Below are 15,326 nucleotides of genomic sequence, written 5' to 3' on the forward strand. Positions count from 1 at the left end.
GTACCCCGGCGGGCCGACCAAGAGTCGACCCGCCATTTCATCGAAAACAGCCGGAACGCTGCTGTAGCTCAATAGGTAGAGCGCGTCCTTGGTAAGGACGAGGTAGACGGTTCAATCCCGTCCAGCAGCTCCACATATCAAAGAAAATCGCCTCTCTCACGAGAGGCGATTTTCTTTTTGCCGATACTGGCCTCATTCCGGCCTCTTTGGAACCCGTCTTTCTAATACCTGTCGAACATATCGTCCTCAGGCTCGGAGTCGGATGCGGGCAAGGCGGTCCGGACAGGATCGGCCCGCCCCTCTCCGCCAAGCTTGAAGAACGCCACCGTGCTCTTCAGAAGATTGGCCTGGCCGGAAAGTTCCGATGCCGTGGAGGACATCTCCTCCGAGGCTGCGGCGATCTGCTGAGTGACCTGGTCCAATTGGTGGATCGCGCTGTTGATTCCCTCGGCCCCGGCCTGCTGCTCGTTGTTGGCGACCGTGATATTGTGAATCAGCTCGGCCGTATGCTTGATGTCCGGAACCATCTTCTCCAGCATCGAACCGGCCTCTTCGGCCACCTTCACGCTCGAAATGGACAATTCGCTGATCTCGGCGGCTGCCATTCCCGACCGTTCGGCCAGCTTTCGCACCTCTGCCGCCACGACCGCGAACCCCTTCCCGTGTTCACCCGCACGCGCGGCTTCAATGGCCGCATTCAATGCCAGCAAATTCGTCTGACGGGCTATTTCCTCCACTACAGAGATTTTATCCGCAATTACTTTCATCGCCGCTACGGTCTGGGCCACCGACTTTCCGCCGCTCGTGGCGTCCTCGGCGGAGCGAAGAGCTATCTGTTCAGTCTCTTTCGTATTTTCTGCGTTGTGACTGATATTGGACAGCATCTCCTCCATGGAGGAAGCGACTTCCTCGACATTGGCCGCCTGCTCCGTGGCGCCCTGGGCGAGACTCTCGGCCGTGGAGGACAACTCCGAGGCTCCCGTGGCCACGCTGTCCACGGCTTGGCGCACTTCGCCGACAATTCCCCGAAGTTTGGAACCCATGTCCTGCAGATCATGCCCCAACTGTGCCACTTCGTCCTTGCCCTTGACCTCAATGGAACTCGTCAGGTCGCCCTGAGCCACCATGCGGGTAATTTCGCCGCTTCGAACGATAGGTGTTGCCATGGAATTGGCGAGCTTCCAACCAACCAGCCCGAAAAGGACGGCTATCACAACGCCAATGATGACCGTATTCCGTATGGCTGCGGTCGAAGAGGCAACGATTTCGTCACGTTGGATAAGGGCTATGTACTTCCAGCCGGTCTCCTGGGACACATAGACGCTGCCGAGCATGTCCATGCCGTCCACAACAAGCCCTTCCACCAATTTGTCCGTTGTTGAATTCAACTTGGCGTAGGCCTCGGAAAGCTCCCCCATCTTCTTGAACACCCGCTCCTTATCTCGCGGGTCGGCCAGGATTCTTCCGTCGTCCTGGACAATCATGATGTATCCCGTTTTCCCGATCTGGATGCTGGACGCAATCTCACTCAGTTTTCCGAGGGATATGTCCACTGCGGCGACACCGATCAGTTGCCCCTGATCGTCCTTGATCTTGGTCACCATCCCGATGTTGGGAACCCCCTGCGTCGTGATGTACGCCTTCAGCAACGTCGTATCCGTTTTCGAAGCAGCTCCCTGCTCGTACCATGGCCGCTTCCTCGGATCGTACGAATTGCTGACCTCCTCATTGGGCGCGGCAGTGTACCCGCCATCCTTCAACCCGGCATACACGTACGCGAATTCGGAGTGACTGCGCATGAGCTTGTCGAACGCCTCGAAAGCCTGTCTCTCCAACGCTCCCATGTTGTCCCGCAGGGCAAAATACTTGCCCTCCGGCAACGTGAAAAAGCGCGTCCAGTCGCCCAGTCCGTTTCTGACCGCCGGCATCGAAGCCACATATCTCGTTATGTCTGCGGGACTCTTGAGCAGTTGGCCCACGAAACCGTCAACCATCAGGAGCTGTCCCTGAGCGGATGCCTCGAATGATTCCAAAACGGTTCCACGTATTTGCATCGAAACCATACCGGAAATGACCGTCACCGAAATCACGACTGGAAGAATAATTGAAAGAATGAACTTGGCTCTGATTTTCATGCTCCCCTCCACGTGGAAAGTTCATTATATAAGCATAGCCGAGCAACATACTGAAGACCGTTATAATATGGTTCGGCTACACAATGCGGACTTCTCGCATTCATGCCGTAACGCTGCGACTCGCCCCGATTATTGTGGGCGTTGCTCTTGGCTGCACCTTTTCGCATCCCGATCGGACGAAGAGATACCCAGGCGGTTTTTCGGGCTCATGACGCCGAGGCTCCCGCCGACTGTCCGACAATGCCTCGGAAGGCATGGTATGGAGTTGCCTTTCCGCCCGCTTCGCCCTATTCCAAAAGCACCATCGAACTTTCAACGGAACTCAGAAGATTCCATGCCACGCAAGGGGGTATGGCCCCGACATCCCAGCCGCTCCCGATCGACATCCCGAAGCGGAGGCGATGCCGTCAAATGCCCGGTCAGCTTTGACCAGGCAGAGTTCACAAGGGGATTAGCACAATGGACATTCCGCGGATATTCACCATATCAGAAAGCGCCCACCGCATTCACAACCCTTTCACCGAAGACAAATTCGCCACTCTCGCGCGCAGCGTTGCGTCTGAAGCCGGGTACCCGGATACTCGATCTGGGCAGCGGTTCGGGAGAAATGCTGTGCACCTGGGCCCGCGACCACGGCGTGATCGGCACCGGCGTCGACATGAGCCCGCTGTTCACCAGGCAGGCCGAACAGCGCGCCAAGGAACTCGGCGTGGCCGATCAGGTCGGATTCATCCACGGCGATGCCGCCGGATTCGTCTCCGACGAAAAGGTCGACGTTGCAGCCTGTGTGGGCGCCACCTGGATCGGCGGGGGCGTCCCCGGCACCATCGAACTGCTGGCGCAAAGCCTGCGCCCGGGAGGGATTATCCTCGTCGGAGAGCCCTATTGGCGACAGCTTCCGCCTTCGGACAAGGTGGCCAGGGGATGCCTTGCCAACGGTGTCTCCGACTATCTCATGCTGCCCGATTTCCTCGCGTCCTTCGGCAGCCTCGGCTACGACGTCGTGGAGATGGTCCTGGCCGACCAGGATGGCTGGGACAGATACGAAGCCGCCAAATGGCTCACCATGCGCCGATGGCTTGAGGCCAATCCCGACGACGAGTTCGCGGCGGAAGTCCGGGCCAAGCTGGACACGGAACCCGAGCGCTACGCCGCGTACACGCGTGAATACATGGGCTGGGGGGTGTTCGCGCTGATGTCCCGTTAGGGCATTCGCGCATTCGACGGCACTAACCGGTGCCGTCGTAGATGGTGCCGGTCTGGCGGGCGATCAGGTCGGCCAGGAGCTGCTCAAGGGAATAGTCGGGGTCCGACGGCTTGCGGATCTGGGCGGCCTGATCCAGGAGTTGCGACTGGCTCTCCAGATTGAGCTGCTGCGACTGAAGCGAGTCTTCCTTGCCCTCGTAGACGTTCATGATGGAGGACATCTCGCTCTGCAGGCTCTGCACATAGCCGAGCTGCGTGGCCCGGGTGGCGTCCGCGCCCAGCGCGGTGCCGTCGAGATCGGTCCAGTTCACGCCGCTGGACGGGGTGTCCACCGAATGGAAGGTGATGTTGAACCCGCCGTCCTTGCTCGACTGGATGAAGACGTTGCCGTTGGCGTCGATCTGGTCCGTGCCCCACTGGCCGGAATCGAGCACCGCGATGCCGTTGAAATCCGCGCCGGATATGGCCCCGGTGATCTTGTCCCGCAGCGCGTCGTAGTCGGCCTGGACCACGGAGCTCGTGCCGTCCAGCTCGCCGGAATTGATCTGGTCGATCATGTTCTCCATGTCGTTCAGCGCATCGACGATGGTGGCCATCTCGGTCCTCGCCACGCCCATCATGGAGGCGGCCTCGCCCACGTTTTTCGCGGCCTGGCGCACGGCGGCGGCGTCGCCTCGCAGGGTGCCGCTGATGGCCTCCTCAAAGGGATTGGTGAAGGTGGCCGCGCGCACCGGGCCGCCCAGGACCAGGCTGCGCAGGTCCGTGCCCACGGAAGAAGACGCGAACAGCCGGTTGGTCAGCATGTCCTGCTGCAACAGCTGCATCGAGTAATCGTAGATGAAACTCTTCTCTATGTCCGTAAGCGCCATGACCTCTCCCGTTCAAACGGAGTTTGCCACATGCGTTATCGGCAGCCGCTCCTGAATCTTTAGGGGGAATGAATGCCTCCGGCCTCCCCTTCAAAGCTTTTTATCGCTCGCTTCGCTCGGGTCCGTGCTGATTAAAGTGACCGTGCATTAGTGATCTTGAAACGAATCGTAAAGCTACACATCCTTCTACACCCCCCAAACCTCGCGCAGCGACACAAAAAGTTTGGGGCTGACATAGATCTCTCTCCGTATTAGGGGAAACCATGAGGATAAAGAGATCACGTTTGTCTGGGCGTATTTCAGGCCGCCTCATTGAGCATTTTGTTGCTGGCACACCAGCTCGGACAGCCTGTGAATTGGTCGGGGTAAACCGCAACACTGCTATCAGTTTTTATCATAGATTACGGAATATTATAGCAGAGCAAATGCCCTCAATGGATATGTTTTCCGGTGAGGTTGAAGTAGATGAGAGCTATTTTGGAGGCTATAGACGTGGTATTCGCGGACGGGGTGCTGCGGGTAAAGTGGCAGGGTAATCCCCCCATTTCTAGGGGGCCTGAAAAGTAGAGCCTATGCTGCCTCGCCCAGCCTTGCCCTTGGGGGTACCCCCCAAGGGCAGAGTGCGGCCGTTCGTTGTTGTAGGTCCAAAGCCACCTTGTGGCAAATTCCTGGACCTCATCTATGGTTTCAAACAGGTACTGGCTGAGCCAGTCATATCTCACGGTTCGGTTGTACCGTTCAACGTACGCATTCTGCTGCGGCTTCCCGGGCTGGATGTACTCAAGCCGGATTCCCTTTCGCTTGGCCCAGCCCTGGAGTCGGTGGCTGACGTATTCAGGGCCGTTGTCGCAACGAATCACTTCCGGGGTACCACGCCACTCCATTATCTGCTCCAACGAGCGGATAACCCGCTCCGAGGGCAACGAAAAATCGGCCTCAATGGTCAGCCCTTCACGGTTGAAATCGTCAATCACGTTGAACAGGCGATAATTGCGGCCATTTCGTAACTGGTGGTGCATGAAATCCATGGACCAGACCTGGTTGATAGCTTCCGGTTGCGCAAGCGGCTCCGGCTTTTCGCGCACGATACGTCGCTTGGGCTTGATCCGCATGTTAAGCTCCAGCTCGCAATAAATCCGGTAAACGCGTTTATGATTCCAGCCAAAGCCTTTGACATTGCGTAGGTATAAAAAGCACAGCCCGAAACCCCAGTTACGCTGATTATGCGTCAAACGCAGTAGCCAATCGGCAACACGTTCATTCTCAGCCGAAAGCTTCGGCTCGTAGCGATAGCACGTCTGACTGATGCTGAACGCCTCACACGCCTGACGGATGTTCAGAGCGCTGTGCTGCACGGCTTTCTTGGCCATCTCGCGGCGGCGAGACGGCCTTACCAGTTTTTTGCTAGCGCCTCGGCAACGACTTCGGCCTTCATCTTTTCCTCGGCATACATGCGCTTGAGAAGTTGATTCTCTTTCTCCAGCTCCTTCATGCGAGCCATGAGCGAGGCGTCCATGCCGCCGTACTTGGAGCGCCATTTGTAAAACGTGGCGCTGCTCATGCCGTGCTCGCGGCAAAGCTGAGCCACGGGAATGCCACTCTCGGCCTGCTTCAAAATGTTTAAAATCTGCGCGTCGCTGTAACGTGATTTCTTCATGTAGAATCTCCTTCGATCTGGTTAATGGAAAATTCTACTTTCCAGAACAACTAGTTTTCGGGGGATTACCGCAGTATTTGGCATTCTTAAACGTAACGGAAGGGTTTATGCGCAGATTCTACCCGACACTAAATCGAAGACCTTAAAGGAGATCATCGACTCCCAGGTACATCCCGATAGTGTTGTGTACACGGATGGGTTGTCGTCCTACAATGTCCTCGATGTGTCTGAATTTAAACACTATCGAATCAATCACCTTAAGAAGTATGTCGATGGCCACAACCACATCAACGGGATTGAGAATTTTTGGAACCAAGCCAAGCGCCATTTGAGGAAATACAATGGCATTCCTCGAAAGCATTTTTGGCTGTATTTGAAAGAGTGCGAATTCAGGTTCAATTACGGCTCTCCAAAAGAGCAGTTATCTACCCTGAAGGAATGGATAAAGAGGCATAACGCGACATAGTTATCTATGTCAGCCCCAAAAGTTTTGGAAGAGAGGGGGATGGGGGTCCGGGGGAAGGGGGAGAGGAACCTTTCTCAAAAGGTTCCTCTCCCCCTTCCCCCGGCCGCCGGAGGCATCAAAAAACAAAAGGCCGGCTTGCGCCGGCCTTGAGGAGGAAGGGTGCCCGTTGCCGGGCTTACTGAACGAATTCGGCCATTTTGGCGAAGACGGGGTGTCCGTGATCGTGGCGTTCCACGCAGAGCACGTCTTCGAGTTTGTCCACCTGCTTGATCATCTGGTCCAGCCGCTGATCGGCATCCACCAGGAGCCATATCTTGCTGGTTCCGCCGCCGTTGACGGGCATGCAGGCAATGCCTTCGACGTTGTAGGCGCGGCGGGCGAACAGGCCGCAGATATGGGACATGACGCCGGGATGGTTGTTCACGGACAATTCGATGACGGTCTGTTTACACATGGTTCTCACCTCCGATCATATGGGAATTGGCGGCTCCGGGGGGCACCATCGGATAGACGGGCTCGTCCGGGCTGATGGGGACGTGGATCAGCGCCGGGCCGGGCTCGGCCAGGGCCAGGGCCAGGGTGGCGGCGGGATCGTCGCAGCAGCCGAGGTCATGGGTGCGAATGCCGAACCCTTCGGCGATCTTGATGAAATCCACCTGCTTGGCATAATCGGAGGCCGTGTACCGCTTGCCGTAGAAGAGGTCCTGCTGCTGGCGCACGAGGCCCAGCGCGTTGTTGTTGGTCAGGATGATCTTGACCGGGATGTCGTACTCCATGGCCGTGGCCAGGTCCTGGATGTTCATCATGATGGACCCGTCGCCGCTGAAGCAGATGACCGGCTGGTCCGGAGCGGCCAGGGCCGCGCCCAGGGCGGCGGGCATGCCGAAGCCCATGGTCCCCAGGCCGCCGGAGGTCAGCCAGTGGCGCGGATGGCGGAACGGGTAGACCTGGGCGGTACGCATCTGGTGCTGGCCCACGTCGGTGCAGACGATGGCCCGGTCGCCCGCCAGCTCGGCGGCCTTGAGAATGACGCCGTAGGGTGAGGCGGGGTCGTCCGCGCCGGGGACGAGCATGGGGTGCGCCGCTTTGAGGGCCGCCACCTCACCGTTCCATTCCGCCCTGTCCTGCTGCTCGATGAGCGGCAGCAGCGCCGCCAGGACGTCGGCCACATCGCCCCGGACCGAGGCGTGGGCGGTCTTGATTTTGTCCAGCTCGCTGGGGTCGATGTCCATGTGAATGACCTTGGCCTTGGGACAGAATTCCGGGACCTTGCCCGTGGCGCGGTCGTCGAAGCGCACGCCGATGGCGATGAGCAGGTCGCATTCCTCAAGGGCCAGGTTGGTGTAGCGGGCCGCGTGCATGCCGAGCATGCCCAGGTTCAGGGGATGGCCGACGGGGATGGCTCCCAGCCCCATGAGGGTCATGGCGGACGGGATACCCCCCTTCTCGGCCATGGCCAGGGCCTGAGGCGCGGAATCGGACTGGATCACGCCGCCGCCGAGGTACAGGATCGGCTTTTCCGCGCGGTTGATCATGGTCGCGGCGTGCTCGATCTCGCCGGGGAACAGTTCGGGCGTGGGGTCCGGGCGGCCGGGCTCGGGCCAGGCGTCGAACTCGACCTCGGCCATCTGGACGTCCTTGGGCACGTCGATGACCACCGGACCGGGGCGACCGCTGGAGGCGATGCGGAAGGCGTCCGGGATGACCCGCAAAAGGTCCTCGGCGGACCGGACCAGAAAATTGTGCTTGGTGATGGGCACGGACAGGCCGTAGGTGTCCACTTCCTGAAAGGCGTCGGTGCCGATCATGGACAGCGGCACCTGGCCGGTGATGCAGATGATGGGGATGGAATCGAGCTTGGCGTCGGCGATGGCCGTGAGGGTATTGGTCGCGCCCGGCCCTGAGGTGGCGAAGAACACGGCGGGCTGGCCGCTGACCCGGGCCATGCCCTGGGCGATGAACCCCGCGCCCTGCTCGTGGCGGGTCAGGATGTGTTTGATGCCGCCGTGTTGGCCGAGGGCGTCGTAGAGCGGCAGGTTCGCGCCGCCCGGAATACCGGCGATGGTCCGCACACCCTGCCGTTCCAGCAATTTGATGATGATTTCCGCACCTGACATTTTCATGAGAGCCTCCTGTTTGCCCCGTGTCCGGCGGGAATCCTAAAGAAAAACCCCCGCCGGTTCGCACCGACGGGGGTTTTGAAATTCAATTGCAACAGTCCCGCTATGGCGCGTCCCTATGAACACAACCTACTACTACGTCCACTACGACGAGTACGCCGGCCACGGTTAGGCTGGCGGGGGTGAAGATGGTGGTGTTTTCGACGCGCAACATGGAATTTTCCTTTTGTCCTTGAATTTTGCCTACCCCCGGCCTTTGGAAAGGTCAAGCACTTTCCCGTACTTTGCTTGTCAATCGCTCCATGGCCGGATATTGGGTTGGCACGACACCACGGAGGTTCCCATGCACATACTCGTGATTCTCGCCCACCCCGACCCCAAGAGCTTCAACCACGCCATCGCGGCCAGGGCCATGGAGACCCTGGCAACAAACGGCCACCGGGCGATCCTCCGCGATCTCTGCGCCGAGGGGTTCGACCCCCTGCTGCCCGCCGGGGAAATTCCGCGCGGGGCAACGCTTCCCGCCGATATCGAGCGACATTGCGCCGAGACCGCCGGGGCCGACGGCCTGATCATCGTCCACCCCAACTGGTGGGGCATGCCCCCCGCCGTGCTGACGGGCTGGGTGGACCGGATCATGCGCCCCGGCACGGCCTACGAGTTCGTGGAAGGCGACGACGGCGAAGGCGTCCCGCAGGGGTTGCTCAAGGCGCAAAAGGCCATCGTGTTCAACACCTCGAACACCGAGGCGAACCGCGAGGAGACCGTCTTCGGCGACCCGCTGGAACGGATCTGGAAGGATTGCGTTTTCGGTTTGTGCGGGGTGCCGGACGTGACCCGACGCATGTTCCGGATCATCTGCACCTCCACCCCGGAGGAGCGCAAGGCGTGGCTCGATGAGACGGCCCGGATCGTGTCCGAAACCTTCCCCGCCGAGCCCTGATCATCCGGCCGGAAAGCTTTGCAGGGCCTGCGATCACGCCTGATCGCGCGGGCTACAACCGGTCCACGGCGAGCCAGAAGGCGGCGGCTCCGACAAACAGCCGGACCACGTGGCCGACGTGGAAGTGGTAACCCCAATCGATGGTGAACATGAGCACCACGGCGGCCACGAAGCCGACCAGGATGCACTTCCGCCAGATATTCAGACGCAGCAGATTCATTCAGTACTCCGAAAAAGGGTTGCGGCGGACCGCAACCCTTTCCATTCGTTGAGCGGGCAAAGACGCCCTATTTCTTTGCGGGCTTCCCGGCCGTTTTCTTGGCGGGCTTCTTCTTGTCCTTGTCGTCCTTGCCGAAAGCGGCCAGCTTGTCCACCAGCTCCTTGAGCTTGTCGTCCACCAGCCGGTTGACGGAATTGGCCGGGTACGCGCCGTTCTTGCCGCGCACGCCCGCCTTGACGCCGGTCAAGATCTCGATGCCCTCGTCGATGGTCTTCACGGCCCAGATGTGGAACTTGCCGTCCCTGACCGCCTCGATGACCTCGTCGCGGAGCATCAGGTCCTTGACGTTGGGATGCGGGATCATGACGCCCTGCTTGCCGGTCAGCCCGGCGTGCTTGCAGCAGAGGTAGAATCCCTCGATCTTCTGGTTCACGCCGCCGATGGGCTGCACCTCGCCGTACTGATTCACGGAACCGGTCACGGCGATGTACTGGCGGATGGGCACGCCGGACAGGCTGGACATCAGGGCGTACAGCTCCGTGGACGAGGCCGAATCGCCGTCGATGCCGCCGTAGGACTGCTCGAAGGCGATGGACGCGGCCAGGGAGAGCGGCTTGTCCTGGGCGAACCGGCTGCGCAGGAAGCCGGACAGGATGAGCATGCCCTTGTTGTGCGTGGGGCCGGACATGTCCGCCTCGCGCTCGATGTTGATGATGCCCTCCTTGCCCAGGGAGGTCACCGCCGTGATCCGGGAGGGTTTGCCGAACATATAGTCACCCAGGGAATACACGGCCAGGCCGTTGACCTGTCCCGCGACCTCGCCGTCCGTGTCCACGAACAGGCTGCCCCGGTCGATCATCTCCTGGAGGCGTTCCTCCACCTGATTCGAGCGGTAGACCTTGGCCTCAATGGCCTCCCGAACGTGGTCGCCGGTAACGGTCTTTGCCCCGGCCTGCCCGGCGAAGTAGTCCGCCTCGCCCAGCAGGTCGCCCAGGGCCGGGAACGAGGTGGAGAGCTTCTCCTGCCTGCCCGCCCAGCGCACGGATTCCTCCAGCACCGCGGCCACGCCGCTGGCGTCAAAGGGCTTGAGCTCGTTGCGGTCGACCTCGCCCCGGACGAACCGGGCCACTTCCATGACCGAGTCGTCGGTGTTGTCCATGCTCGACTCGTAGTCGGCGCGGACCTTGAATATCTTTGCCGCGTCCTCGTCGTAGTTGCGCAGCATGGCGTAGAGGTACGGGCTGCCGAGGACGACCACCTTGACCTCCATGTCGATGGGCTCGGGCTTGAGGCCCGTGGCGCTGATGAAGTAATACGGATCAAAGGTCTCGATCTCGATCTTCTCGGTCTTGAGCGCCCGCTTCAGGGTCTGCCACACGCCCGGCTCCATGATCGCGTCCATCAGGTTGATCACCAGATAGCCGCCGTTGGCCTTGACGAAGGAGCCGGCCTTGATCTTGGTGTAATCGGTATGCCAGCCGCCCATGCGGTCCATGACCCGTTCGATGGAGCCGAACAGGTTGCGGTACGTGGGATAGGACTCCACGATGACCGGCGGCCCCTGGGTCTCGGCGTTGTCCACCAACAGGTTGACCTGGTACGGCTGGAGGATCATTTCCGGGGACGGGCCGGGCATCATCATGCCGGGCAGCGGCCCCTGCTGCATGGTCCCGCCCAGCGCCTTGACCGCGTCCAGGTCCTCGACCATGTTTTCCAGCACGGAATCCAGGTATTTCAAGACCTTTTCATCGGCATAGGTTTCACGCAGCGGCTTCATGATGTCCTGAGCCAGGGCCAGGAACATGAGCCGGTCCACCTCGCGGTGCTTTTCGCCCACTTCCTTCTGGATGTTCTTGAGCTCCTGGACGATGTGGTCGATCTCCTCCTTGAGTTCGAGGCGCTTGTCGCGCAGCTGCTCGTACTCCTCGCGGGGGAAGCGGCCCTTGTCCACCAGTTCCTCAAGCTCGATCATCCGCTTGGGCTCGCCGTCCACCAGCGGGACCACGTCCGGGCGCTGGATCGGCCCCATCTGCATGCGGACCACCACCAGGCCGGTGTCCTTCACCTGGTCCTCGATGGCCTTGTAGAAGCTCAAGACCTTCTTTTCGTGGGCCTCGGCGATCTGGTTCTTGCGGGCGATGTATTCCTCGCTCTCGAAGAGCTGCGGGGCCTCGCGCTTCAGATCGTCCAGGAACTTCTGCATGTCCTTCTTGAAGCGGTCGCCCTGCCCCGGTTCGAAGCGGAGCAGGATGGGCGCTTCGGGGTGTTTGAAGTTGTTGACGTAGCAGATGTCGCACGGCGTGGCCCGGCCGTTGTTCATCTCACCCAGGAGCTTGCGCACCGTGGACAGGCGGCCCGTTCCGGGCTGGCCGGTCACGAAGATGTTGTAGCCCTTGCGGAGCATTCCCATGCCGAAACGGAACGCCTCGACACCCCGCTTCTGGCCGATGATGTCCTTTTGCGGATCAAGATCGTCGGTGGTCTTGAGGGAAAGCAGCTTGGGGTCCGGAGACCACTTGAGCTTTTCTACCGGGACTTCGAACGTAGTGGTTTTCTTGGCCATGTATATGTCTCCGTAGGTTATTTCCGGGTGATTGCGATCTTCTGGCCGGGCCTGGGGGCGCACTTGGGGAGCTTGACAAGGAGCACGCCGTCCTGGAACTCCGCATGGGCGTCGTCCACCTCGATGGCGCAGGGCAGCCGCAGTTCCTTGCGGAAGGACCGGCTGCTCACGTGTCCGGGGCCCGATTCGGAGGACTCGGCGACAATGGTCAGCAGCCTCTCCTCTACCGTCACATGGACGTCGTCGGGGTTCATGTTGCCCAGCTCCAGCCGGACCACGAGGGTCTCTCCCTCTTCCGAAAGATCGAGATCACCCGCTATGCGGCAGAACATGACCGGCAGGTCGAAATCCGCGCACAAATCGTCAAAGAGCCGGTCCACATCATTACGCATGCGCGAAATCTCGTTGCGGCTCCAGCGTTTCAAATCAGCCATTGGCTCGTTTCCTCCTGTGGCAATCTGTCGATGAACGTCATTGTCTGCTTACATGGACGGTTCTATCCTAGGACAATCGATAGGAAAAAAACAAGGGTTTGACGATTTTTCGCCAAACCCCGTTTCACAGACTCATGGAGAGCACCCTTAAAGACGGCGAAAAATGTTCGATACCGCCAGGATGACGAAGCCGGTGGAGACCAGCCAGAACGGGCGGACCAGGTCTTCAAGGGCCGGGACCGACATGACGTCGAGTTGAATGAGAATGCCGAGAAGACCGATGATGACGGCGATGATCCAGGTGAGCAGTTGAGGGGCGCTGAGATTCATGGGAGGCGGCTCCGGTTGTTGGGACGTGCTGGATTGCGACTATTCGGATTCCTTGACGAATTCTTCGGCCTCATCCTCCGGAAGAGGTCGGGAGTACAGATAGCCCTGACCGTAATCGCATTGCAGGGAATAAAGCAAGTCCCTTTGCCGCTCGGTCTCGATGCCCTCGGCCACGACGCGCAGTCGCAGGGAATGGGCCATGTTCACAATGGCGCGGATGATTTCGATGGATTCCGTGGTGGTCTCCATGCGCTGGACGAAGCTCAGGTCGATCTTGAGCTGATCCGTGGGAAATTTCTGAAGATAACTCATGGACGAGTACCCGGTGCCGAAATCGTCGATGGACAGCAGGATGCCCAGATTCTTGAGGGCCTTGAGCTGGTTCACGGACTTCATGGCATCCAACATGACCACGGTTTCGGTGATCTCCAGCTTGAGGTGCTCGGGCGGCAGGCCGGACCGCTCCAAAATGGACTCCACGGTGGCGGCCAGTGAGGATTCGGCGAACTGCCGGGCGGAGATGTTCACAGCCACGGTCAGGGCGCGGGCCAAGGGGTACTTCTCCCGCCACCGGTTCATGGTCGCACACGCCTTTTCCAGGATCTGCGCGCCCAATTCGACGATCAGCCCGGTTTCCTCTGCCACGGGTATGAACTCGCCGGGGTTGACCAGTCCCCGCTCGGGATGCATCCAGCGGGCCAGGGTCTCGAACCCGTAGAGAGAACCGTCTGCCAGGTTGACGATGGGCTGGTAATAGGCCTCGAACTCCCTGGCGGCCAGAGCGCGTTTCAGGTCGGATTCCACGGCCAGGACGTTGACCACGCCCTCGCGCATTCCCTTGTTGTAGGCGACGGCCCGGTTCTTGCCGCCCTCCTTGGCCGCGTTCATGGCCACCTGGGCGTTGTGCACGAGTTCCTCGGGTTCCACCGCGGTTCCCGACCCGACATCGTAGCCGATGCTGGGAGAGATGGTGAAGGAAATGTCGTCCACCACCAACGGCTCCTTGAAGGAAGCATGCACCTTGTTGACCACTTGGCGCAGGTCGGATTTCCTGGAGATTTCCTCTATCAGCACGCCGAACTCGTCCCCGCCGAAGCGGGCCACGGTATCCAGGGCCCGGACCGCCTGCTGGAGCCTGATCCCGATGCGGATCATCAGCTTGTCGCCAACGGTGTGCCCGTAGTGGTCGTTGACGGCCTGGAACCGGTCGAGATTGATGAACAGGACCGCGAAATACTCGTTGCTGCGGGAGGCCCGCTCCGCCGCCCTGCCCAGCCGGTCCAGGAAGAGCACCCGGTTGGGCAGCCCTGTCAGAGTGTCGTGGTGGGCGCTGTAATGCAACTGGCCCTCGATGCGCTTGCGGTTGGTGATGTCGCGCATGCTCGAGCGAATGCCCAGTGGGCGGCCCGTATCGGAGTGGATGGAGTGCTTGACCATGCTCAGCCAGCGCACCCGGGCGTTCATGTCGCTGATGCGGAAATCCAGGCTCTCGTCGTCCCCGACGGTCTCATCCTCCATGAAACGCTGCCACTTGGGCAGGTCGTCGCTGTGGATGATGCGTTGCAGCAGGTCCGGCTCGTCGAGAAACCGCTGTGGCGGATAGCCGCTGATCCGCTCGCAGGAAGGAGAAATGTAGATCAGGCTGCCGTCCGGGCCGATCCAGCTCTCCCAGTCGTAGTTGTAGTCCGCGACCATGCGGTAGCGCTGTTCGGACTCGGCCAGGGCCGCCTTGGACGCCTGCAATTCCTCCACCGTGGCCTCCAGCCGCCGGGTGGTCTCCATCAGGGATCGTTTGTGGCGGTGCAGCTCGGCGAAGATGTTCACCTTGCCGCGCAGGATCTCCGGCTCCACGGGTTTGAACAGGTAATCCACCGCGCCCAGCTCGTAGCCGTGGAAAACGTGACGCTGCTCCTTGCTGATGGCGGTGATGAAGATGATCGGCGTGTTGCGGGTGGACTCGTGACTGCGCAGCCGTTCTGCCAGCTCGAAACCGTCCATGCCGGGCATCATGACATCAAGGAGAGCCATGGCGAAATCGTGATCCGGAAGCAGTTCAAGGGCTTCGGCTCCGGAGCCGGCGGTCACCAGGTTCAGATCCCGTCCGCGCAGGATGCCTTCAACCAGCTTCAGGTTGATGCGTTCGTCGTCAACGACCAGGACATCGACAGTGCCGTTCATCGTGTTCCTCTTGCCTGTGGTGCGGCCCCCCGGGCCGTTTCAAATACGCCCGGAATAGGTATCATATCCCGCGGCGTTCGGGAATGATGTTATAAATAACCCGGCCCAATCTGCATCCGTTTGGAATCGTGCGTCCAATAGGCTATGCTGTCCGGCAGTTTGACACAGGAAGGGCATTCTCCCTATAGACCTGCATAACACCAGC

The 15,326-nt window shown here is 60.2% G+C and carries 10 protein-coding genes, 1 tRNA gene and 4 pseudogenes; 5 read left to right on the forward strand and 10 right to left on the reverse strand.

The window, feature by feature from the left end; genetic code table 11:
* Positions 1–57 precede the first annotated feature (57 nt).
* Positions 58–133 (forward strand) — tRNA-Thr (locus AWY79_RS12325).
* An 88-nt stretch (positions 134–221) separates the two neighbouring features.
* On the opposite strand, the gene AWY79_RS19385 is transcribed toward AWY79_RS12325, so the two are convergent.
* Complete coding sequence (locus AWY79_RS19385; RefSeq protein WP_233490918.1) at positions 222–2,135, reverse strand: methyl-accepting chemotaxis protein; 1,914 nt, start codon at positions 2,133–2,135, stop codon at positions 222–224.
* Positions 2,136–2,594: 459 nt separating this feature from the next.
* On the opposite strand from AWY79_RS19385, the pseudogene AWY79_RS12335 reads away from it, so the two are divergent.
* A pseudogene (locus AWY79_RS12335) lies at positions 2,595–3,342 on the forward strand (SAM-dependent methyltransferase).
* 22 nt (positions 3,343–3,364) lie between these two features.
* Here AWY79_RS12335 and AWY79_RS12340 read toward each other — a convergent pair.
* Entirely contained in the window at positions 3,365–4,210 is an 846-nt protein-coding gene (locus AWY79_RS12340; RefSeq protein WP_066804332.1) for a flagellin N-terminal helical domain-containing protein, read from the reverse strand.
* Positions 4,211–4,479: 269 nt separating this feature from the next.
* Here AWY79_RS12340 and AWY79_RS19390 point away from each other — a divergent pair.
* A pseudogene (locus AWY79_RS19390) lies at positions 4,480–4,740 on the forward strand (IS1595 family transposase); the annotation flags it as partial.
* A 72-nt stretch (positions 4,741–4,812) separates the two neighbouring features.
* On the opposite strand, the pseudogene AWY79_RS12345 reads toward AWY79_RS19390, so the two are convergent.
* A pseudogene (locus AWY79_RS12345) lies at positions 4,813–5,867 on the reverse strand (IS3 family transposase); the annotation flags it as partial.
* A 61-nt stretch (positions 5,868–5,928) separates the two neighbouring features.
* Between AWY79_RS12345 and AWY79_RS18390 the strand changes: the two are divergent.
* A pseudogene (locus tag AWY79_RS18390) lies at positions 5,929–6,333 on the forward strand (IS1595 family transposase); the annotation flags it as partial.
* A 175-nt stretch (positions 6,334–6,508) separates the two neighbouring features.
* Here AWY79_RS18390 and ilvN read toward each other — a convergent pair.
* Together ilvN and ilvB are read right to left on the reverse strand one after the other, a co-directional pair.
* The gene (ilvN, locus tag AWY79_RS12360; protein WP_066804344.1) at positions 6,509–6,787 is read right to left on the reverse strand and encodes an acetolactate synthase small subunit; all 279 of its coding nucleotides are present in this window, start codon (positions 6,785–6,787) and stop codon (positions 6,509–6,511) included.
* Positions 6,780–8,456 carry an acetolactate synthase large subunit gene (ilvB, locus tag AWY79_RS12365; protein WP_066804346.1) on the reverse strand — a complete coding sequence of 559 codons (1,677 nt, stop codon included), beginning with the start codon at positions 8,454–8,456 and terminating at the stop codon, positions 6,780–6,782. The genes ilvN and ilvB overlap by 8 nt, the downstream gene beginning before the upstream one ends.
* Positions 8,457–8,796: 340 nt before the next feature.
* Here ilvB and AWY79_RS12370 point away from each other — a divergent pair, with 340 nt between their 5' ends.
* Positions 8,797–9,396, forward strand: coding sequence for an NAD(P)H-dependent oxidoreductase (locus AWY79_RS12370; RefSeq protein ID WP_066804349.1), 600 nt, complete (start codon positions 8,797–8,799; stop codon positions 9,394–9,396).
* A gap of 52 nt (positions 9,397–9,448) precedes the next feature.
* Here AWY79_RS12370 and AWY79_RS19150 read toward each other — a convergent pair whose 3' ends face one another.
* The 5 genes from AWY79_RS19150 to AWY79_RS12390 all read right to left on the reverse strand — a co-directional run bounded on the left by AWY79_RS19150 (position 9,449) and on the right by AWY79_RS12390 (position 15,121).
* Positions 9,449–9,616, reverse strand: a complete 168-nt coding sequence (locus AWY79_RS19150; RefSeq protein ID WP_166671397.1) for a hypothetical protein — start codon at positions 9,614–9,616, stop codon at positions 9,449–9,451.
* Between the two features lie 67 nt (positions 9,617–9,683).
* Positions 9,684–12,179 carry a Lon protease family protein gene (locus AWY79_RS12375; protein ID WP_066804352.1) on the reverse strand — a complete coding sequence of 832 codons (2,496 nt, stop codon included), beginning with the start codon at positions 12,177–12,179 and terminating at the stop codon, positions 9,684–9,686.
* Between the two features lie 17 nt (positions 12,180–12,196).
* On the reverse strand, positions 12,197–12,613 hold the full coding sequence (locus AWY79_RS12380; protein ID WP_066804353.1) for an Hsp20/alpha crystallin family protein: 417 nt from the start codon (positions 12,611–12,613) through the stop codon (positions 12,197–12,199).
* A gap of 147 nt (positions 12,614–12,760) precedes the next feature.
* Complete coding sequence (locus AWY79_RS12385) at positions 12,761–12,943, reverse strand: hypothetical protein (RefSeq protein ID WP_066804356.1); 183 nt, start codon at positions 12,941–12,943, stop codon at positions 12,761–12,763.
* 39 nt (positions 12,944–12,982) lie between these two features.
* A complete protein-coding gene (locus AWY79_RS12390) occupies positions 12,983–15,121 on the reverse strand; it encodes a putative bifunctional diguanylate cyclase/phosphodiesterase (protein WP_066804357.1) in 2,139 nt (712 codons plus the stop codon).
* Positions 15,122–15,326 lie beyond the last annotated feature (205 nt).

The organism is Pseudodesulfovibrio indicus, from assembly GCF_001563225.1.
Taxonomy (GTDB): Bacteria; Desulfobacterota; Desulfovibrionia; order Desulfovibrionales; family Desulfovibrionaceae; genus Pseudodesulfovibrio; species Pseudodesulfovibrio indicus.